Consider the following 21,011-nt stretch of genomic DNA (forward strand, 5'->3'; position numbering starts at 1 on the left):
ACGCTCCATCACGCACCCGGCGGATATCGGTCATCGGGGCAGTCTCCTGAAATCGTCATAAGTGAGATGTCTGACTTCTCGAACATCTGGCGGCGGCTGATGGGTCGGATTCGGAAAAAGATACTCCGCAAGCTTGCTGGACTTGAGCCAAGGCAAAAGCGCTTCGATTCGTTGGGTCACTGAATCGTCCGTGATTTCGACAGTCGCGCCCTTGAGGATCACACCTCTACCAAAGCTCGCAGCGAGATCGTGTGGATCGATTAGCGCGATACTGGTCGGCTCGTTCCGATCACCGAACCGGACCAACGCGGGCATGGCTTCAGGCAACAACGCCGACTTCGGCTTGAGACGGTTTAGCTCGTCGAGGTAAGCCGCGTATTTTTCATTTTCGGTAGCGTTGGAGGCATAATTGCCCCGAAATCTTTCCTGCGGAAACGGCGCCAACGCCGCATTATAGGCGTCACCTCCTCTGCGAGAGAGGACAGACGGTCTTTCAAAGGTGGAAAACAACACCCCGCGATCGCCGAGATCAACTGCAACTGCCTCGCCCACGAGTTGTTCGGTCACTCCCCATCCCTGCGCCTTGGTGAGACCACCAGGGAAACTAATGGTGCTTTGTGTAACGGAAGAACCTGATCGCTCACCTTCAGGAGTTTCGACTACAATTGTGAGCCGTGAACGAACGACGCGGGACCGGGTCGTGCTGCCATCAAGGACAAACCAGCCGAACACCAAAATCACCGACACGACGAACAGGGTAACCCAAATCCCCAAGAGGCCCGAAATTGCTGCCTTCGCTCGCGGGGCCATCGATCCACTCAGACTTCATGTGTCATAGGTCTATAAGCTGGAAGTTGGTTGCAATCACAATTTTCGTCAACTGACGGGGGATAATGTGCTCAATTTAGGATTAAGCCATCTAGACGTCCGCAATGGGTCAAAATGCGAAGAACTCAACCTGAGCAAATCTGGTCCGCCATGCCTCACTGAGCGGACCTCAACGAGGTGCGCTGCTACTTCGCTGATGGGCCAGAAGCGGTCGTCAGTCCTGTTTGCTGGATAAGTTCTGATGATTGACCGGCTCGCCTAACGGACTGAGCGCGTCTCGCAGCTTTCAAGAGTCCAATGATAGCCGCGAGAAACGAGCCGCCATTCAGAGCTTTCGTCCACCCGATGGACAGCTTGCCCACAGAGCAAGTGCATCTCGGAACTCACTCAAAGCTTTCACTCGATCCCGAGCAATGCGGCCAAACGTTCACGCACGTCGGTGACCACGATATCTGGCGCCCGCCCTCCATGCCGGATCGGCCGCCTTTCCCATGAAAATGCTGCGCGGCGGGTCGGCGAGCACGGCACCGCTTAGGTCTTCGCCCTCCGTCAATACGGCCTCGAATCCGGACGGTAGCTACCAGACTTCGCGGCCAACCGGCGCTCCCCAATCGATTTCGCCATGGCGATTGTCTGCCGTAATGCCGGCGACCAGCCTTTTAAGATCATAGCGACGCCCGCGACGACGCCGCGCCGCGATCTCGATAACCAGCTTGCCGTCACGCACGGTCATCTCTGCAGGTTCGCCGTCACGCGCGCCGATCTCTTCGGCAAATGCCTTGGGCACCCGCAAGGCCAGACTATCGCCCCACTTCTGAAAGGCCACCTTCATCTTCGCCTCACATAATGACACAAACTAGATACATCCGGTTGGGCGGTCGTCAAGGACAGCCGTCAGGGGGCCGATCGATAGGCCTTGCACCTAACACGGAGAGTGCTGCCACATCTTTCTATGAATGCACTGCAACTGGTCCGACAATCGATAACTCCAGTACACGCCCGCAACGGTCTGAGTGTGTCTTCGCATTCCCCCGCCTCGAAAGCGGGACGTAAGATCGGCCGCCGAGATCGCCGCACCGCCGGTAGCGCTTTTCCTTTAAGGATAGAGAAGTGTGCGCGTGGTGCTCCCGTCGAGGGGCTGGACAACCCAACCAGCGTTTGGCTGGTGACACCATCTGCTCAAACCCGAAACAGGAAAGAGGAGTGCGGTGATGCACTCCTCTTCCCGTCAGCCTTAAGCGCTATGGTTTGCGTCAGGAACGGCTAAAGGGGATAGTAATGCCTATCTATACTCTGCTTCAGCAGGCTCAGTGCCTTCTTAAATTCGTCTGTGACATCTTCTGGGAACTGACGCAAACGATCATCGCCTTCGACAATGATGCGCAAATTCTCGAGCTGCTGATTGACGTACTCGAAAACAAATCGATCCTTGCGCTTATAATACTGTGCCATGGCGCGCGGATCGCCCGATACCGCCTTAAAGATCAGCTGCTTGTCAATTGCCACACGCGCTGGGATCATTTCGCGCTTATTTCCGATCACGATAGGCACCAACGCCTCCTCGGCCTCGAAGAAGTCGCGGCGAACCTGATCGTCGCAGATGGGGTGCGGCTGCTTACGCGGGCGTCCCTTCGGATTGCCGGAGGTGCCCTTCGGGAACTGTCCCTTGGGATTACGATCCATGTTTCAAACTCCTCAAAAGTGGCTTCGAGGAGGTCACCCAAAATGAGAATGGCGTGGCCTCCGGTGACCAGATCCCTGCAAGCAGGAATTCGGACCCATCAGGCGTCACGCCGTCATCTACGCTCTACATGCCGGGTTTGTGCATCACGCAAAGTCCCAAAAGGACCCAACCTGGCTCTCGCGCGAGGCGAGAGCTTTGTACTACAATTTACGGTATTGAGCAAGCAAAGCGGCCGAATCGGCGTAGCGTGCCCGCTACGAGATTCAGCCTACGAATTCTCTACTATCGGATCGAGACCGATATCGATCACGAAAGCCGTCTCGACAAGTTCGAACAACGTATGACCTTATCACCAGCACGGAGCATTACCTCAATTTCGTCTTGCAAGATCGACTATGGGCAGAGGCATCGATCGTCATCGAGGAAGTCCGCGCTCGTTGTAGAGCAGATCGTCGCAATCGACAGAGCCGCGCGGTTCCTTCAAGCGCTTTGCGCAATCTTGGCCGATCGTCAACAGACGGTCCGCAAGGCTGCCTTCCTGCTCGCGACGAACCCGGTCAAGGCGCTCGCGAATAGCAATAACCGGTACGGTGAGCGAGTCCTCGGTCAGCCGCGCCAGCTCGGCCGCCAGTTCGCGCGGCTCCAGGCTCCGAGGGCGTGAACTCATAAACGACCGTCAGCCGCGGGGACGACCGTACACCTCATTGAGGCGCTGGGTCATTTTGGATGGCTTTCTGCAGATAGCGCTCTGGATCACTCACAAAGCGGGCCGCGTCGGATTGCGTGATCGCGCGAACGAGAGCCTCGCCATACGGGCGGATAATAGTGCCGCTCCTCGTCGCGAGAACACAGTCGAAGGTGCGCGCGAGGGCGCATATCTCACCTACCAATGTCAACGAAAAATCGGCGACGTTTATACGGAACTGGACATCCTCGATTGCTGTTCCCTGGAAGCCGATCTGAATATCGTGGCTTTTCTCATTCCCCCAAATGCGCAAGCTTGGTGCCCAAGATTGCTTCTCAGGTAACATCTTTCCGACGCTTTCGACAATCGCGTCAATGGTCGCCTGAGAAAAGTTCAGTTCGATCGCATCAAGCTGATTGCGGTTCATACGCACGGCAACCATGCCATTCCCGGTAGCGGCTGACGCGGGAATAAGGTCGACAACGAACTGCCATAGAGCCATGGGGACAATGTAGCATCGCTTCGGGCGTCGGCAAGTGAGGGCTGGACATGCTTCTGATTTCTTTTTGCTCGGAGGGCTTGCACTACCGCGAGCATCTTTGGCGAAAGGGAATACTTCTTTACGCCTGCCGATACGGAATGATCGGAACGCCGAGAAGGAGTTGATTCAGGAAGTCGAAGTCGCCGACATTCCCTGTCAACAGGCTGGCACCGATGCGCCGCGCCTGAAGATAGATGAGCGCATCGTTGAGGTATTTCCGCTCGTGACCTGCCCCTCGCCCCAGCGGCCTCATTGCAACGGGTCGGCGCGGCGCTGCTCGACCTCCGCGAAGGTTTCCCCCGTCAAAGCCATGGTCGCAGCCTGCCCGGAATAAGCCTGCCAGCGGCGGATCGCGACGTCGACATAGAGCGGATCCAGCTCAATGGCGCGCGCCCGCCGGCGGGACTTCTGTGCGGCCATGATGGTCGTGCCTGATCCGGAGAAGGGGTCGAGCACGATGTCGCCGCGACGCGAGCAATCCTTGATGGCGTCGATCACGAGCGCGGTCGGCTTCACCGTCGGGTGCATTTCAAGCTCGGCGTCCCGTCCCGAACGAAAGCTGTTAGCGCCGGCGTAGTCCCAGACGTTGGTGCGGTAGCGACCGTGCTTGCCGAGCTCGATCGTGTTCACATGCGGCCCCTGCCCCACCTTGTAGACGAATACCAGCTCATGCTTGGAGCGATAGAACGAGCCCATGCCGCCATTGCTCTTGTTCCAGACGCACAAATTCTTCAGCTCGGAATAGATGCCGCTGGCCGCCTTCAGCACCTCGTCCATGTGCCGCCAATCCATGCACACAAAATGGATCGCGCCGTCCACACTCACCTGCGCCATATTGCCGAATACCACGCCCAAGAAGCCCATGAATTCGCTCGAGCTCATCTCGCCGGAGGCCATCTTGAATTCACGATGCTTGACGGCGCCGAGCCCACTGACATGGCCGTCGATCGGTACATTGTAAGGTGGGTCGGTGAACACCAGGCGCGCCTGTTCGCCGTCCATCAGATCCGCAAAGGCGGCGGCATCGCAGGCATCGCCGCACAGCAAGCGATGCTCCCCCAGAACCCAGAGATCACCGAGCCGCGAGACCGGCTCCGCCCCAACCGCGGGGACAAGATCGCTTCGGTCAGGCGTTCCGCGGCTCGTTTCGCCGTCCACTAACAGGTCGATCTCGGCGGTCTCAAAACCGGTCACCTCCACGTCGAAATTGACCTCGACTCCCATCAGCTCGCGCCACAGCACGCGCAGCTGGTCCATGTCCCAGTCCGAGTTCAACGCAATCTTATTGTCAGCCAGCGAAAACGCGATCTTCTGCTCGGCCGTCAAATGGCCGACCCGCAGCACCGGCACCCGCTCCAACCCGGCCATCCGAGCGCCCTCGACCCGGCCATGGCCAACGAGGATCATGCCCTCCTCGTCCGCCACCACGATGCTGTTGAAGCCGAACTCGCGGATCGAGGCAGCGATCTGATGCAGCTGCTTGCGGGAATGCCGCCTGGCGTTGGCAGGGTTCGGCTTCAGCTCGGCAAGGGGCAGATGGTCAACGCGGAAATCACTCATGAGACCTCTCCTCGGGGACAGGTCACAACGATACCGCATCGCTCCCGCTTACTTCAAGTATACTTTGCGTATACATCAGCTCGGGAGCGAGCTCTGGTTAATCGCGATCATCCCTTGATCGTGATCTCGACATCTTCAGGCCGCACGCCGAACGTGGCCGCCAAGCCTTTCTTCGCATCCGCAATGGTCAGACCTGCCCCCTCCCCCGGGCTCGCGATCGGGGCGTCAGGGATCGGTTGAAACTTCAGCTTTCGATGCACGATGCCGAGCTCCGTCAGGCTGGCATAGGCAACCGGATTGCGCAGCTCTTTGCGCCAGATATCTGCGACCAAGACGTCCGCAAACTCCGAGATTCCAATCCGGAAGCGCGCCTGCCCCCTGGAATTTACGGAATCGTCAATCTCTGTCAGCGTTGAAATCCGGCCGACCAAAAATGCAGCTCGGGCCGGAATGCCCTCTGCCTTGTTATTCCAATCCTGCCTTCGGCAGCAGACAAGATAGTCACATTGCTCCACACTTTTCTTGCTGAGGACCCAGCCGCGTGACCCGCCTTGCTGCAGAATCTCTTTCCGCGTCTCAGAGGTAAAGACGACCGCTGCGGCGTCGTTGGTCTTGGTCATGCTCAGTCTCAATCCTGGCCGGTAATGGGGTCGATCGCGGGCCTATCGGCGGCTCCATGGGCCAGCATCATCTCGTTTCCAGCCTGCTGCAGCAAGCGGCTCGGTTTCAAGGACCCGTAAGCCCCTCGCTCGTTGCGCGCGCCGTGCACCAGCAGAAGCAGTTTATCTGCGAGCTCTACCGGATCGCGCAGCTTTGCGGCCTTGCAAAGCCCGACCACCCGCCGCCGCTCCGCCTGCCAATGTTCTTCGATCTCCCTCAAAAACGGATGCTGGTGTTTGCGAATCTCGAACAATTCCGCCGCCGTGCGCGACAGCAAAACCCGCGGTTCCATCATGTAACCAATCTGATGTCCTTCGTAGGCAAGCCACTTGCGCAGCTGTGCCACGGGATCGTTTTCGTCTTCCGCGGCAAGACCGCGCCAATAACTTTCGCTTTCCGCAATCAAAGACTTGACGAAGCGGCCGATCAGCGGCTCACCATTGCCAAAATACTTGTAAAAGATCTCCACGCTTGAATGCGCCTCTTTGGCGATCAAGCCGTCTGCGACCCTGATGCCGAGAATACGGAATAATGTGTCGGCGACCTCAATCATGCGCTCCTTGGCGGGCTTTTCGAACTGGGAAGGCGGCTGTACCTTTTTGGGAAGCTGGTGCATCGAATTGGCTCCGCAATGATGTATCAGATAACTATAGCATGACTTGTGCCAATTCTCCTATGTCAGGCAGTCGGCGCGACCGGCTCGCGTTTGGCCGGCGAGCCCGAAAGAAGGCCCTTGAGGCCACTGAGCCACACAGTAAGACGTTGTTTTCATTTGGTATTTCCAACGCTCTCCAACGTGGGCAGCCCCAAAAGGCCTCACTTAGAGCGTGATTTAAAGGATTCCGGACCTCTCAGGGTGCAGGGAGTAGACAAATCCTCTCCACGGCCTTCCCTGAGGCTTGGCGAGGCTATGGCTTTTTTGAACTTTCCGCCCTCGCGCGAGGGGCGGCCGGACCACGGGGCTAAACGCGAGGCCCAGGCGTGCATCGAGAGCACGCGGCCTTGCCAACCACACGTCGGCTGGCAGGCCGCTTGCTCTCTTGGAGGGAGCTACCCGAACAATCTGACGAGCAAGTCCTCTGCATTATCGACCTGTTCGAAGCAGGCCTTGCCGAGGTCACGGTGCATGGGACGTTCGAGCTTCTGACCGCTGCTGTCCCCGCGGGTATGCCGCGTGACCTTTGAGCCCAGATCAGGCAACCGCGCCCCCGGCTCGCCGCCGAACCAGAAATAGCGCCCGAGGGCCAGCGTACTCTGGTCGACCTCGAGCCATACGACACAGCCGCTGGGCTTGTCCAACAACCTGGTGCTCACGGTGACGTGGCGGACGCTTGAGCCGGTAAAGGTCGACTTCAACTGGACGTGCCGGATGACCCCGTTGGCCTCCAGTACGAGGTCGTACCCGCCGCGATCAACCTCGCTCTTGAGAACCTCGATATCGTGGCGGCCCTGCCGCCAGCGCGCGGACATCAGCTCACCGAGCCAGAGATGGAGCAGCGCCTGCTCCCGAATATGCGACGCGTGTGAGTGCGAAATAAGCGGATCCTGATGCAGTTCAACCAGCATGGTAAGTCTCCTTTTGGGGGCAGTCATACCCCGCCATTGCGCTCCGCTGGCCGCGCAAGTCCAGCACAACCGAGCGCCTCGCCAGCCAGCTTCGCAGATGAGAGTTAATATGATCCTCTTTTGGGATAATCCCGTTCCGGGATCAGATTGACTGCCGCCGAATCGAAACTGCCCGGCGGCCCATGGAAAAATCCCTCAAATCCGCCGAATATACCCGCCTCATCGCCCTTCTTGTCGCAACGCGACAAAAGGCTGGCATCCGCCAACACGCCCTCGCCAAGAAGCTGCGCAAGCCGCAATCCTTTGTGGCCAAATACGAGGGCGGCGAACGCCGGTTGGATGTCGTTGAGTTCATCGCCATCGCGGAGGCACTAGCGGCCGATCCGCTGAAGCTGTTCCGGCGCTTCGTGCGAGAGAAGACGAAATAGCCCTCAAAGGCGATCCGGCGAGCCTCCTGGCCTGACTTATGATCTCGGTCGGCGACCGGGAACGCGAAGCGGCGCGAAGGCCTGTCAGCGGTAGGCTTGATGAGGTCGCACTTCCGCTTGGCACGTAACCGTTGGCTTGAGAAAGCCAAGCGCCTTGGCCTCTTGGCAGTTGGGCGCATCCAGCACCAGCATACTAGGCTGGAGCCCGACCGGTCCCTCGAAGATAATCGTGCAACCAAGCTTCCCGAGATTAGACCTCAGAAAAAGCGCGAAACCTCGAACACAAGGGTCTTGACGACCATCAGCCTGCCGCAGCCGGCCGCCATGTCGCCGCCAGCGCTCCTTGAGCCGCATGATCGTACTGAGATGACAGAGGTTCCGGTGATGTTACGAACCCACGGTCACCCGAATAACTTGCCATTGCTTGCACCAATTGGCTAAACGCATTGGACAAACGCGAACTTGGATCAATTGCAAAGGCAACATCGCCTGCGATGCCCGTCGTGCCGTCCGTTCGCGTATAACTTGACAAGCCCTGAATGACTGATCCATCGGACAGGACCGATGGGCCACCGACCGGGTGGAGATCGATGGACGAGATTCCAAAATCTGAAAGCCTATGAACCTCGTCGAACCGAGAAAAACCGTCCGCGTCAAGATCTTGCCAAATTCGGAAGTCGTCCCAACGCGCATCGGCGGCAGAAAGTTCACCATCGTGATTGGTGTCGAAAACTTGCGCGAGCGCATCCATATCGGATGTGGTGCCGGGCGCCCACGCCGTAAACACGATCTCGTTGGTCTGATCGATGATCCCGTCGGGAGCGGCACTGCCGTTTGCGCCGAGGTCGATAGCTAACAGACCGTCCGCTCCGGATATCCACGCTGTACGCTCTCGTCCCTGTCCATCCATGTCAAACGCCGCAGAAGAGCTGGACAACGGCACGAGATCGATGCCGTTACCGTCAAGGTCAAGAACGACGGGAGACGCTCCGATCACGCCATCGCCGTTGAGATCTTGATGAAGGACCGGCTCGAGCGCCTTCAAAGACGGATCGCTCCCCAGCACTTCAGGAGCGGCAGCGAGGGTGGTGACGAAATTACCAGCGCTGTCCGTGCTCCAGACCGAATAATACCCCGTAGAAGAATTCCTCCATACGACATCGTAGCCGCCACCCGACACCTGCTCGGCGGCAATGACCTTGTAGGCTCCATAGTTGGCGGCGATCACCGGCGAGCCCTGATATTTCAGGCTTTGGCCCGTGCCGGTGCTGGCGCTCAGCATGAAGTAGTAGCCGCTATCCAGAACCGTAATGGTCGAGCCGTTCAGCTCAACTGAAGGCAGGCCGATCGCACCATCACCGTTGAGGTCTTGATGAAACATTGGCTCTAGCGCCTTCAGGGACATTTCTGTCCCGCCCAATTCCGGTGCCGCGGCAACAGTCTTCACGAAGTTGCCATTGCTATCCGTGTTCCAAATTGAAAAAAGACCCGTCGAGCTATTCTTCCAGGCAACGTTATAGCCGCCATCTGACAATTGCTCGGCGGCAATTACCTTGTACGCTCCGTAGTTGGCCGCGATGACCGGAGAACCTTGGTACTTCAAAACCGGTCCGTTACCACTGCTGATGCTGTTCAGGTAATAATTGCCGCCGGAGAGGACCAGGCTGGTCGATCCGTAGGATTCAATTGGGGGGACCCCGATGATGCCATCGCCATTGAGATCTTGATGGAATGTTGGTTCTAGCGCCTGAAGTGACGGATCCGTTCCCGCAACTTGCGGGGCGGCCGCGAGAGTTGTCAGGTATGCACCATTACTATCCGTGCTCCAGACCGAGAATTGTCCGCTTGAATGCTTCCAGACGACATCGTATCCGCCGCCTGCGACTTGCTCGGCAGCAATGACGGTCCAAGCTCCCCAATCCGCAGCAAGCACGGGAGACCCCTGGTACTTCAGGGTCGGTCCAGTTCCCGTGTTCAGACTAATCAGATAATAGTTGTTTGCCGAGAGAACTAGGCTGGTCGATCCCAGCGACTCGATGGTGGTGGGAACACCGACCGTCTTGTCGCCATTGAGGTCTTGGTGGAGCACCGACTCCAGCGCTTCCAGCGATGCATCGTTGCCAAGCACTTCAGGAGCCGCGGCCAGAGTGTTCAGGAAGTTGCCGTTACTGTCTGTGCTCCAGACCGAGTAATGCGCGTTCGCGGAACTCTTCCAGACGACATTGTAGCCGCCACCAGACACCTGCTCTGCGGCAATGACTGTCCACGATCCCCAATCGGCGGCAATGACAGGAGAGCCTTGATACTTAAGAACAGGCCCCGCGCCGGCGCTGTTGCTGACTAGGTAATAATTCCCGCCGGACAACACTGTATTAGTCGACCCGAAAGATTCGATGAAGGATACGCCGACGCTACCGTCACCATTGAGATCCTGATGGAATGTAAACTCCAGCATCTCAATGGCGATGTCGGTCCCAGGCAAATCGGCCGTAAGATTCGATGTGAAGTTGCCGTTGCTGTCCGTGCTCCAGATCGACACATAACCTGTCGAGGAGTTTCTCCAGGCAACGTCATAACCGCCGCCCGACAGCTGTTCCACAGCGACCGGAGACCAAGCACCGGAGCTGCCAGCCACCACAGCCGCGCCGTCCCTCTTTAGGGCGGGTCCGGTGCCGCTTGCGACTGACATGAGATAGTAATTGCCACCTGTTGAAACTAGGCTGGTAGTTCCAAACATCTCTATCACGGTCGCGAACGACAGCGAGAAAGCGGCCATGGTACCGTCCGCAAATCGAAAATATTCGACCTCGGTGAGGGCATCTGTGCCGTCCGGTGCACCTCCACGCTGGTCGGCTACAGTGTAAGTTTGCGTGCCGGAGTTGTAGGTGACGACGTAATTGGCACGCGCACCGCTAAACACAGCCGTGTCAGTTCCAACGCCCCCCACCAGGGTATCATTGCCGGCGCCGCCCTCCAAAACGTCGTTGCCGCTTCCACCCTTGATGACGTTGTCGAGCGCGTTGCCCGTAAGTGACTGTCCGGTCACAGCCGTGCCGATCAGATTTTCCACATTGGCCATCAACGAATAGGAGGCAAGCGAGGTCTGCATCGTGTCGATGCCTTCACCCGCGTTCTCCATCACGACATCACTGGCATTGTTGACGGTGTAGGTGTCGTTGCCGAGGCCGCCGACAAAGAGATCTGCACCCGCTGTACCGGTGAACGTGTCGTTGCCGACACCGCCGAAAATCATGGCGGAAGCGCTCCAAACAGTGCCGTCGGCAAAGCGGAAGGTCTCGATGCGGTCGAGCGTGTCCGTCCAGTTCTTCAGCGTAACCTTGTCAGCAATCTGCGCGAACGTCACATTGGCATTCGTCGCGTCCCTAAGCCCGACGATTAAATCGCTTCCCGAAAGCCGGACCGTAACATCGGAGGCGCGGATCCCGGCGCCGAACAGCAGGGTGTCTGAACCGCCGTTGCCATGAAGATACGGATACTCATAGTGATGGCTGATATTGCCGAGTTCATCCGACGTCGCAACAACGACCTGCTGTTGATACTCATAATGGTCGGAATACGTGGCGACGCCATCGCCGCGATTGAACATATAGGTGTCATTGCCTGCGACCCGCAGATAGTCGGCATTCACGCCCCCGGCAACCAGGCCGTCGGCAAACACGAACTGGACGGTTCGGCCAGTCGCGTCATCGATCACATTAGTCTTGCTCGCGAACGCAGATAACTCGCCGGGCACGGCGGCGTTGCCGGCAACCCTGATCTCCAACGTGATGCTGCCGTCGGCGTGATGCGCGATCGACACGTTGGCGGGATCAAAAACCAGACCTGCCTTCCTGACCGAGTCGAGATAGCCGGCCAGGCCGCCGATGAAATCGCTGGAGCCATATCGGTTGAGGCCGAGCTCCTGAACCCGTGCGAAGGTCGCCGCCCAGCCAGCCGTGAACGCCGAATTCGGGTTCGCTTCCATCAAGGCATTGATGATCTCACGATTATTGAGATAGCGCTCGTAATCTAGCGCCACCTGCAGATCGCCGGCCAGCCTCATCACATCGGAATAGGCCGATCGTTGGTGTGCGCGCTTCAAGAGCATATTGCCGCCAACGACTTCGGTTTCGCGTAGCATGTGGACCGTAGCTGCGTCCACGATGCTTTGAGCATTGGCACCATTTTGATAGACCCACTCGTCGAGCACGACCGGCAAACCGAATTCGCCGAAGGTCGGCGTGTGGGTCTGAAACGACCAATTGTACGTAGCGACGTTATCGGTGGCGCTGTACCCAATGATCAACTGACCCGCATTCTGAGCAATGGATGCTCCGTTGACTGCCGTGAGGTAGGCGTTGACTTGGCTGGTAACAGCCGATGCCATCGCGTTCGAGACATCGATATTCCCCTGGTCTTGCGTGATATAAACGCTACTGACGTAACCTCCGCTGGTAGGAGCAATCAAATCTGTAGCGTACGGGTGCGGTTTACTGCCAAACAGGTCACCGAGGAACGTTCCCAGGATCGTCCCCAAAAGCGAGCCGATGCCGGGAAGCAAGAAGTTCAGCGCCAGGCCGAGTCCTTGGGCGAGGACCGTACCGATCGCCGCACCGACCGCGCCGGCGATCTGCCCTCCGATCGCACCCGCCTCGGTTTGCGCATGCACGATCTGGGTCGCCAGGAGAGATCCGAGCGCACCTCCGAGGCCTGCCCCCGCGGAACTGAATGCACCGCTCCAATTGATCGTCTCGATTATTCCAAAACCATACTGGACTGCCTGACTGGCGATGTTCCCGGCAAATGCGCCGACGCTGGCGTTGAACAATTGCGCCCCGTAGCCGTCCAAGCCGAGCGCCGTGCCCAATTCCGCCACCAAGAACGATGCAACCGCTCCCGCTCCCGCCGAGGCGACATTGATGCCAAACGTATTGAAGACCGAAGTGAGCTGTAGCGCTGTCGCGGCATCTCCAGACAAGTTACTATTGAGAACCTGACCCAACGTCTTGCCGATGGCTCCTAGCACGGTTCCGGCTGCGAGTTGCGCAAACTGGTTGTTGCCGGCAATCGCACGACCTATGGCAGAGCCGAAGGTCAGGGCCAGGTCGACAGCGACGGAGCCGGGCGGTGAGCCGTCTTGAGGAAAGGCCGCCCTCACGGCGCTGGACAACAGCGAAGAGAACATGCCTGCCATGGTCGAAGCGCTCAAGCCACCCTCGATCGGACGGCCCGACGAACCGAAGCTCGATTTCATATTGTCGCCGTTGGCCGTCACGAGCTGGCCCTGCGTATTGCGCAACACTACCTGCGACTCGACGCCGTCGACATAGGTACGGGTCAAGCTGCTGCCGTTCGGCGCCGTGAAGACTTCGCTGACGAGATTGCCACCAGCATCGTAAGCCTGCCGGCCGGAATTGCCGGTCGCGTCCATGGCGAGCACCACGCGGGTGCCGTCGATATTGGTCGTGTCGGTCTCGATCAGGTCGTAGGTACCGGCATTCTTGGTGTCGGTGAGCGTCACCGTGATACGCCCGTCGGCGCTGGTCGTAATGGTCCGGTGATCCTTCACCGTGCCGTCGCCGTTGAGGTCTGTCACGGTAGTCGCCGTGGTGCCGTCGACATTGGTCCGGGTGGTCTCCGTGCGATCGGTGCTGCCATTGGCATCGGAATCCACGCTCGCCGTCTTGCTGCGGCCGTCGGCGCTGACCTGCGTGATTGTCTCGCTGGTCTTGATGTTGGGAGCCTTGAAGTCCCTGGCGATGGTGGTCGAGCTGCCGTCGGCGGCAAAGCTGGTGGTCTCGGTGTGATCGTTGAATCCGTCGCCGTCGGTGTCCTTGACCAACGTCCGGGTGCGTCCGTCGGCGCTCGTCGTCATGACGCCAAGCTGGCGCAAACTACCGCTGGGATTCCGATCGGTCACAGTTTGCGTGCGGCTACCGTCGAGATTGACGACGATGACGTCGGTGCGGGTGAGCTTGAGCGTAGTCCCGCCGGACAGATATTGCTGTGTGACCTTGGTAAGGCCGTCGGTCGCGGTGGTGATGATGGTCTTGCCGGTGATGTTGGCGCCGGAATAGTCCGTGACGATCTCGACACTCGAGCCGTCAACGTTCCGCTTGATCACGTCGACCTGGTCGGTGACGCCGTCGCCATTGTTGTCGCGCGTCGTCGTCACTGTCATTCCGTCAGCGCTCGTGACGGTTACGGCGCGATCCCTTATCGCGTTACTGGAATCGAAGTCGGTCAAGGTCTCCTTGGTACTGCCGTCGGCATTGCGCTGCCTGACGATGGTCTGGGACTGGTTGAGCAACCGGCTGCCGGGGACCGAAATCTGCTTTGTCTCGGTCAATCCATCGGCGCTGGTAGTGATGATGGCTTCGGAAATCAGGCCGCCGCTGGCGTTGAGCGAGCGCACCGTCTCGGTACGGCTGCCATCGGCGTTGATCGCCGTGGTATCGGTCGCGGTCTGGTCGTAGCTGCCGGAGCCGGCCGTATCCCATTGCTTGGTGATCGACAGGCCATCGGCGCTGGTGGTCGTGGCGAAGCGCGAGATTAGAGCGCCGCTCCCGCTGGTGTAGCTCACCGTTTCGGTGCGGCTGCCGTCAGCGTTAAGGACGGCGACATCCGTCCGCAACTTGTCGAAGATTCCGTCGCCGTTGTTGTCGTACTCCACTGTGGTCGACAGGCCCGTTGCGCTGGTCGTGCTGACGACGCGATCAACGACGGTCCCGGACAGGCTGTTCGTGACGGTCTCGACACGGCCGCCGTCGGTGCTAAGCAAGGTGACATCGCTCCGCGTCGCCTCAGCTAGGCCGTCGCCATTGCTGTCGCGTGTGGTCGTGATCGTCAAGCCGTCGGCGCTGGTGGTGGTGGTGACCTTATCGCGCAGCGAATTGTCGGCGTTGTAGTCCGTTGCGGTGGCGGTGACGCTGCCGTTGGCATTGGTCTGCGTCACCAGCGTGCTGGTGGTGCCGCCTTGGACGCGTTCCACCGTGACGGCCTTGCCGTCGGCACTGGTCGTCGTGGTCAGGCGCGATCGCAGCGAGTTGTCGGCGTTGACCTCGCTGACCATTTCGACGCGGCTGCCGTCGGCGTTGAGAGTGACGGTGCGCGTTTCGGTGAGGTCGAATACGCCGGCCCCTGTATTGTCCCACTGGGTGGTCTGCGACAGACCGTTGGCGCTGGTATTGACGATGGTCCGGTCGATCAGGGCGGCGCTGCCGTTGCGGTCGGTGACCGTCCGGGTCCGGCTGCCATTGGCATTGACCGCGGTCTCGTCGCGATGCGTCTGGTCGATCGTGCCGTCGCCGTTGGTATCGAACTGCGTCGTGATAATGAGACCGCTAGCACTCCTGGTGGTGACGAGGCGATCCCTCAGCGTACCATTGGCGTTAAGGTCGGAGACGATATCGACCGTGCTGCCGGCGGCATCGACCGCGACCGTTTCGGTCTGGTCGGTCGTGCCATCGCCGTTGATATCGCGGGCGGTCGAAACGCTGGTACCGCTGGCGCTAGTGGTCGTGACGATGCGGCCCAGCAGCGCGCTGTTGCGCGCCAGATCGCTCACGGTCTCGGTGCGGCCGCCGTCGGTGTTGAGCTGGGTAACGTCGGTCCGGATCAGGTCGAACAGACCATCACCATCGATGTCGCGCTTCGTTGTGACGGAAAGGCCGGTGGCGCTGACCATACTGACGGTGCGGTTGAGCAGCGCGCCGTTGCGAGCCAAATCGTCGATGGTCTCGGTGCGACCTCCATCGGAGTCAAGCACAGTGATGTCGCTATGCGAGCGATCAATCAGGCCATCGCCGTTGAGGTCGCTCTGCGTGGCGACGGACATACCATTGGCGCTGACGATGCTGACCACACTGCTCAGCAGCGCGCCGTTACGGCTGCGGTCCGTGACGGTCTCGGTGCGGCTGCCGTCGGCATTGAGGGCGATGACGTCACTATGCGTGCGGTCGATGGAGCCATCGCCATTGACATCGAGCTGCGACGTGACCGACAGGCCATTGGCGCTGGTGGTGGTGACGGAGTGATTCAACATAGCGCCGCTGGCGCTGTAGTCAGCGACGTCGGTGACCGAAACGCCAGCGGCATTGACGGACTGGCCGCTGATGCGGTCGACATGACCATCGCCATTGGCATCGACGGAGGTAGATACCGTCAGGCGGTCGGCGCTGGTCGCAACGATCGTCTCGGCGCGCTTCGAACCGTCGGCATTCCTGTCGGTGATCGTTTCCGTCCGGCCGCCATTGGCATTGAGAACGGTGACGTCGGCGCGGGTAACATTGTCGCCACCAGTGGTCACGCTGTGCGTGGTGGTCGACAATCCGTCGGCGGTGGTGACGGTCTCCACTGTCCCGAGCACGGTGCCGTTGGCGCTGTTGTCGATGATGGTTTCGGTGCGGCTGCCGTCGGCATTAACGACGATGGCGTCGATGCGGGTGTGGTCGAAGCCGGTGCCGGAGCCGGTCAGGTCCTGTTGCACCGTGGTCGAAAGGCCGTCGGCGCTGACCGTGCTGACGCTGCGGCTGCGCAGCGAGCCGTCGGCATTGAAATTGCTGACGGTGTCGGTGCTCGATCCGTCAGCCGCCACAACGATGGTTTCAACGCGATCGTTGACGCCGTCGCCATTGCTGTCGGCCTGCACGGTGCGCGTGCGGCCACCGGCGCTGCGCTGTTCCACCGTCCGGCCGAGCAGCACGGTCTCGTTGCCACTGCGGCTGGTGATGGTCTGCGTCACGCTGCCGTCGGCATTCCGAACGGTGACGTCGCGCGTCACGAGATCATCGACGCCATTGCCATCGACATCGCGCCGCTGGGTCCTGGACAGGCCGTCGGCCGACAATTCCGTAACCATCCTGTCGATCAACACGGTGCCGGTGCCGTTACGATCGGTCTGCGTCGTCACCGAGCTTCCGTCGGCGGCCACCACGATCGAGGACTGCGTGATGCGATCGAGATCGCCGTCGCCGTCGAGGTCACTGGTGGTGGTCTTGGCGCGGCCGTCCGCGCTGGTTGCCAGCACCGACGTAGCTACCGTCTGGGTCCCGTTCTTGTCGACGATGGTCTCAGCCCGGCTGCCGTCTCCGGCGACGATGGTGATATCGCTACGCGTCCGGTCAATGCCGCCGACACCGTCGAGGTCCGTCTGGACCGACTTGGTCAGCCCGTCCTGGCTGGTGGTCGAAACCGTGGTGCTACGTGCCGATCCATCTGGATTGCGATCGGTCAGCGTGATGGTCCGGCCGCCATTGGCGTTGGTGACGCGCTGCTCGGTCTGGTCATCCAGGCCATTGCCGTCGGTATCGCGCGCGATCGTCACCGTCAGGCCATTGGCGCTGGTGGTGGTGGCGGTGCGGTCGCGCAGTGCGCCGGTGACGTCGAAATTTGAGATCGTGTTGCTGCGGTTGCCGCTGCCGTCGACCGCATTCACAATCGTCTGGGTTTGATCGAAGATTCCGTTCCCGTTGTGGTCGAACTTCACGACACGCGAAAGCCCGTCCGCACTGGTTGTACTGACGGTTTCATTGGCGAGGCTGCCATTGGCATTGAGCGCCTTGACGTCGATGGTGGTCGAGCCGTCGGCATTGACGGTGACGACACGCTGCATCGCGTAGCCGTTGGCATCATAGGCCAGCGACACGTCAGCCGCGGTGCCGGTCGAGCCATCGGTGCGGGTATAGGTGGTCCGGCCCGAAATCGTCGAGCCGTCGGCCAGCACGTTCTGGTAATTGTCGGTCGTGAGGTTGATCGATGCGATGCCGAGCTCGGCCAGCGTCTTCAGCGTGGTCGTGCCGTCGGCATTGGTGACCAGCACCTTGAAGGCGGAGAAATTGGTGTCGCTCGAATCGAGCTTGCCGTCATGGTTGGTGTCGAAGACGTCGCGCAGCGCCTGCATGTCCGTCGCCGCCGTCGGATCCCATGCGGTGAACTGGAACTCGTTCGCGGAATCAACGAGGCCATTGGCGTTGACATCGAACACCAGGACACCATTGCCGGCTCCGGCCCATGCCGTGCGGTTCTTGTAGCCGTCGCCGGTCATGTCCATGTATTGGGCGGACGAGCCCAGCTCGGTGATGTTGATGCCGGCGCCGGTGAGATCGAGGACGACAGGGTTGGCGGTGAGGTAGTCGAAGTCGTTCGCGCCGAAGCCGGGATTGTAGCTGTAGTCGTTGGAGGGTTGGATGAATGGGGCGTACCAGGACGATGAAGTCGTCTGATTCAGGCTGCTGAAGTCGAGGGAGCCAGCGTTGTTGTTGATCGAAAACTCACTCCAGTTTGCGCTCGTTGTCGTGGTTCCGAAGGCGATTTGACCGCTCTGGGTATTGAGAAGCATTTCATTGATGGAGCTGTAGCCCTCCATCACGCCGTTGGCGGTCAGCGGGTTGGTGGGATCAACAAAGTCAATCCCGGGAACCGTCGGCGCGCCGATTGTGCCTTGATTCAAGGGCTGGCCAGTCAACTGATTAGTGATGGTACTCACTTGGAGATTCAACGGATCGTTCCATCCGCGCCCAACGCCGTTGCTGCCGCCCGCTTGGTTGGCTGCGCCTTGCCGGTCAAGATATTCGATACCTTCGACCCGCGGGCTCCCAACCGTATAGGAGCCGACCTTCAAGCCCGCTAGATCCGGATAAATCGGGCTATGCAATCCGTTCAACAACGCCGGGATCAGCATCGGCTCGCCAGTCCCGTTGGTAACCGGGGCATCGAGCTTCAAAATAGGTAGGCCGGCCAATGTTAGACACTGCCCAACAAAGGCGTTTGAATTTTGAACTAGCGGATTGTACCAATATCCCAAGAGGGAAACTGTTTGTCCGCACGAGACGAGGTTATTCCAGGTCGCTTGCAGATCCGTGCCTTCCAGCAACACCTGCTGAGGCGCGTTATCAAACTCTGAATCGAAAACCTGACGATTGTGTACCTCAAGGCGGCCCCATGGCGTCTGAGATGTCGGCGGAGTGTTGGCCCAACGTATGACCTCAAATGCAGCATTATCGGGAGCACGAATTTCTGGCATTACCTCGAGAACATCGTGCCGCTCCACTCCATCAACGGAATGTATGTAGTGCATTGACGCATGATACGATGCAGGGAATAGCTCCCAAGGGCCTACCGCCACTCTCGTTTCTGGGATCGGAGTAAAGGCAACAACGATTCTATCTGCCACAATTATCTACCATCCATCTAGGGAAGACCCGTAAGCATGACGATCACGCGGGTGAACTGCTGTTTGTCTCGCTGGTCATAGATGATGACGCGCGATCTAGTTAACTGAGCATCTAGTGAGCCTAGAGGCTGAGCATCGAGATATTTTTCACGAAATTGAGGAGCGCAAGCTTTCAACACAGACTTAACCGACTGGTAAGGCGTGTTGTCCACAAAGCGTTGAACCTTGGCTCGCATTACCGAGGCATGTATCCAGTCAGGGCTGCGATCGTAGGCGAGGAAATCCATCAACATAGAGTACGAGGCCGCACTGTACTCTGACGTTCCTTCACTTCGACAGCCAATTCCATCTCCATCAGCGTTCGTCAAAATTCGAATAAGTCTTTGCGGTGAAGCAAAATCATGCACACCGGCAAATAGTTCTCCATTGGGCAAGAGAGTAACCAGCATCGCAAAGAGGCCCACCCAGCGCCTGAGGAAACAAGCTTTCCATGGCGAGCCCTCTATACATTGCTTCATCGAATACCAGAGGCCTGCAATCCACACAGCCCGGGTTTTCACAAAATCGGCTTCGCCGCCGCGACCTGCTCGCGCATCTCGCCTTCCGCGCCGAACGGTGCGACCAGTTCGACGATGCGCAGGTTGGGGCCGCTCTTCCATTCCACCGCGGTCAGGCGCTTCTCGCCGCCGTCGATGCGCTTGGCGACGATGTCGTCGGCCATGGCCCACACCGCGACGCCGACGGGCTGCTCGCCCTTGTAGAACATGCGAAATTGTCGCAGTAGGATAGCGGGCATCACCAGCCATTCGAGATCGCCGATCGGGATCTGCTTGTGGCGCGGGCTCTGCGTCATCAGCCAGGTGATCTCGCCCAGCAGCTGGGAGATGGTCTTCGGCGCGGGTTCAGCCGCAGCTGCGCCGGCCGTGCCGACGGCACCTTGCGTCGTGCCGGACGCCTTCGCTGCCGCGGCTAGATCCGCCATCGCCGCCGTCAACGCGGCCTCGCCAAGCAGCGGCTGCTCCGCCTGCTTCGCAGCTCCCGTCTTGCCCATGGGTCCTGCCCCCTGCCCAGTCTTGCTCGTTTTCGACATTGCTCGCTCTCCGCCTGTACCCGGCAGATACTAGAGCAACACCTTCCCCAATGCACGGCGTACCCCGCTCACTTGCGAGACGCGCCGCTTCGCTCGATACCGGGATTGAACTCTGACAATCAGCGAGAGGCCCCGCTGTAACATGCCATCCACCCCACGACCGCCATTGCGATCGCCTACCCCTTAAGGTTGCACCCTAGACTGCCGCAATACGGACGCAAGCGAAAAATGAATCGATGGCAACAAACCACGTTGAAAATTCTTCCATAGCCATGCTGTGCATGTCGCAACGTGAGTTGCACTATCCGACAAAGCGAATCTGCTCCGCGGAGTGAAAGTCGCATGATGCCGTCGGTGCGTCCCGCACCGGTCCCGTTCTAGCGAAGCGTTTCAACCGTCAAACTATCTCGCTACGGACCTCGATGTCGCGACCATCCCCTATCGCTCCCGCAGGCTCTCCTGCTTGTAGCGCAACACCGGCGACATCACGTACTCGATGATCCGCCGCTGTCCCGTCTTGATCTCCACCGTCACCGCCATGCCGGGTGCAAGGTTCACCATCTTGTCTTCGACCTGCATCTTCGTACCGTCGAGTGACACGCGCGCGGCGTAGAGCAATTCCTGGCCCACGGGCTCGCTCGATTCCGACAGCGCACCGCCCTGCTTGGTAGTACCCATCCCGCCGGGCGGCTTGTCCTTGATGATCGCATCGCGCGACACGCTGATGACCTTGCCGTGCAACAGGCCGTAGCGGGTGAAGTTGAACGTATCGATCTTGATCTCGGCGTCCTGGCCC

The 21,011-nt window shown here is 59.4% G+C and carries 15 protein-coding genes; 1 reads left to right on the forward strand and 14 read right to left on the reverse strand.

Annotated elements, in window-relative coordinates; genetic code table 11:
* Window positions 1–30 precede the first annotated feature (30 nt).
* The 10 genes from SE92_RS16350 to SE92_RS16390 form a co-directional block, all read right to left on the reverse strand.
* Entirely contained in the window at window positions 31–810 is a 780-nt protein-coding gene (locus SE92_RS16350; protein ID WP_157095497.1) for a hypothetical protein, read from the reverse strand.
* 595 nt (window positions 811–1,405) lie between these two features.
* Window positions 1,406–1,660, reverse strand: coding sequence for an AbrB/MazE/SpoVT family DNA-binding domain-containing protein (locus SE92_RS16355; protein WP_063196690.1), 255 nt, complete (start codon window positions 1,658–1,660; stop codon window positions 1,406–1,408).
* A gap of 431 nt (window positions 1,661–2,091) precedes the next feature.
* Window positions 2,092–2,511, reverse strand: coding sequence for a DUF5681 domain-containing protein (locus SE92_RS16360; RefSeq protein ID WP_063196691.1), 420 nt, complete (start codon window positions 2,509–2,511; stop codon window positions 2,092–2,094).
* Window positions 2,512–2,927: 416 nt separating this feature from the next.
* Complete coding sequence (locus tag SE92_RS35020; RefSeq protein ID WP_084251826.1) at window positions 2,928–3,179, reverse strand: type II toxin-antitoxin system VapB family antitoxin; 252 nt, start codon at window positions 3,177–3,179, stop codon at window positions 2,928–2,930.
* Between the two features lie 34 nt (window positions 3,180–3,213).
* Window positions 3,214–3,639, reverse strand: a complete 426-nt coding sequence (locus SE92_RS16370; RefSeq protein ID WP_157095498.1) for a hypothetical protein — start codon at window positions 3,637–3,639, stop codon at window positions 3,214–3,216.
* Between the two features lie 178 nt (window positions 3,640–3,817).
* Window positions 3,818–3,991 (reverse strand): hypothetical protein, encoded by a 174-nt coding sequence (locus SE92_RS36670; protein WP_198172656.1) that lies wholly within the window; start codon window positions 3,989–3,991, stop codon window positions 3,818–3,820.
* Window positions 3,988–5,337 (reverse strand): site-specific DNA-methyltransferase, encoded by a 1,350-nt coding sequence (locus SE92_RS16375; RefSeq protein ID WP_349510041.1) that lies wholly within the window; start codon window positions 5,335–5,337, stop codon window positions 3,988–3,990. The genes SE92_RS36670 and SE92_RS16375 overlap by 4 nt, the downstream gene beginning before the upstream one ends.
* 68 nt (window positions 5,338–5,405) lie before the next feature.
* A complete protein-coding gene (locus SE92_RS16380) occupies window positions 5,406–5,918 on the reverse strand; it encodes a hypothetical protein (protein ID WP_063196695.1) in 513 nt (170 codons plus the stop codon).
* Between the two features lie 8 nt (window positions 5,919–5,926).
* Window positions 5,927–6,574 (reverse strand): TetR/AcrR family transcriptional regulator, encoded by a 648-nt coding sequence (locus SE92_RS16385; protein ID WP_063196696.1) that lies wholly within the window; start codon window positions 6,572–6,574, stop codon window positions 5,927–5,929.
* Between the two features lie 434 nt (window positions 6,575–7,008).
* Complete coding sequence (locus SE92_RS16390; protein WP_063196697.1) at window positions 7,009–7,524, reverse strand: hypothetical protein; 516 nt, start codon at window positions 7,522–7,524, stop codon at window positions 7,009–7,011.
* A 182-nt stretch (window positions 7,525–7,706) separates the two neighbouring features.
* Here SE92_RS16390 and SE92_RS16395 point away from each other — a divergent pair, with 182 nt between their 5' ends.
* Window positions 7,707–7,952 carry a helix-turn-helix domain-containing protein gene (locus tag SE92_RS16395; protein ID WP_063196698.1) on the forward strand — a complete coding sequence of 82 codons (246 nt, stop codon included), beginning with the start codon at window positions 7,707–7,709 and terminating at the stop codon, window positions 7,950–7,952.
* Window positions 7,953–8,253: 301 nt separating this feature from the next.
* Here SE92_RS16395 and SE92_RS16400 read toward each other — a convergent pair whose 3' ends face one another.
* From SE92_RS16400 to SE92_RS16415, 4 genes are all read right to left on the reverse strand, one after another.
* Window positions 8,254–18,975 (reverse strand): SPM autocatalytic domain-containing protein, encoded by a 10,722-nt coding sequence (locus SE92_RS16400; RefSeq protein WP_157095499.1) that lies wholly within the window; start codon window positions 18,973–18,975, stop codon window positions 8,254–8,256.
* Window positions 18,976–19,142: 167 nt separating this feature from the next.
* On the reverse strand, window positions 19,143–19,574 hold the full coding sequence (locus tag SE92_RS35875; RefSeq protein WP_157095500.1) for a hypothetical protein: 432 nt from the start codon (window positions 19,572–19,574) through the stop codon (window positions 19,143–19,145).
* Window positions 19,575–19,681: 107 nt separating this feature from the next.
* Window positions 19,682–20,215 (reverse strand): toxin-activating lysine-acyltransferase, encoded by a 534-nt coding sequence (locus SE92_RS16410; protein WP_084251827.1) that lies wholly within the window; start codon window positions 20,213–20,215, stop codon window positions 19,682–19,684.
* Window positions 20,216–20,653: 438 nt separating this feature from the next.
* Window positions 20,654–21,011 (reverse strand): beta-barrel domain-containing protein (locus SE92_RS16415; protein ID WP_502686764.1); only part of this gene is annotated, 358 nt, incomplete at its 5' end.

Source organism: Bradyrhizobium sp. AT1 (assembly GCF_001590795.1).
GTDB lineage: Bacteria > Pseudomonadota > Alphaproteobacteria > Rhizobiales > Xanthobacteraceae > Bradyrhizobium.

Coding starts and splice junctions, on each gene's coding strand:
- SE92_RS16350 (WP_157095497.1), bottom strand. CDS start 810: ATGGCCCCGCGAGCGAAGGCAGCAATTTCGGGCCTCTTGGGGATTTGG.
- SE92_RS16355 (WP_063196690.1), bottom strand. CDS start 1,660: ATGAAGGTGGCCTTTCAGAAGTGGGGCGATAGTCTGGCCTTGCGGGTG.
- SE92_RS16360 (WP_063196691.1), bottom strand. CDS start 2,511: ATGGATCGTAATCCCAAGGGACAGTTCCCGAAGGGCACCTCCGGCAAT.
- SE92_RS35020 (WP_084251826.1), bottom strand. CDS start 3,179: ATGAGTTCACGCCCTCGGAGCCTGGAGCCGCGCGAACTGGCGGCCGAG.
- SE92_RS16370 (WP_157095498.1), bottom strand. CDS start 3,639: ATGGTTGCCGTGCGTATGAACCGCAATCAGCTTGATGCGATCGAACTG.
- SE92_RS36670 (WP_198172656.1), bottom strand. CDS start 3,991: ATGAGGCCGCTGGGGCGAGGGGCAGGTCACGAGCGGAAATACCTCAAC.
- SE92_RS16375 (WP_349510041.1), bottom strand. CDS start 5,337: ATGCGGTATCGTTGTGACCTGTCCCCGAGGAGAGGTCTCATGAGTGAT.
- SE92_RS16380 (WP_063196695.1), bottom strand. CDS start 5,918: ATGACCAAGACCAACGACGCCGCAGCGGTCGTCTTTACCTCTGAGACG.
- SE92_RS16385 (WP_063196696.1), bottom strand. CDS start 6,574: ATGCACCAGCTTCCCAAAAAGGTACAGCCGCCTTCCCAGTTCGAAAAG.
- SE92_RS16390 (WP_063196697.1), bottom strand. CDS start 7,524: ATGCTGGTTGAACTGCATCAGGATCCGCTTATTTCGCACTCACACGCG.
- SE92_RS16395 (WP_063196698.1), top strand. CDS start 7,707: ATGGAAAAATCCCTCAAATCCGCCGAATATACCCGCCTCATCGCCCTT.
- SE92_RS16400 (WP_157095499.1), bottom strand. CDS start 18,975: ATGCCAGAAATTCGTGCTCCCGATAATGCTGCATTTGAGGTCATACGT.
- SE92_RS35875 (WP_157095500.1), bottom strand. CDS start 19,574: ATGCTGGTTACTCTCTTGCCCAATGGAGAACTATTTGCCGGTGTGCAT.
- SE92_RS16410 (WP_084251827.1), bottom strand. CDS start 20,215: ATGTCGAAAACGAGCAAGACTGGGCAGGGGGCAGGACCCATGGGCAAG.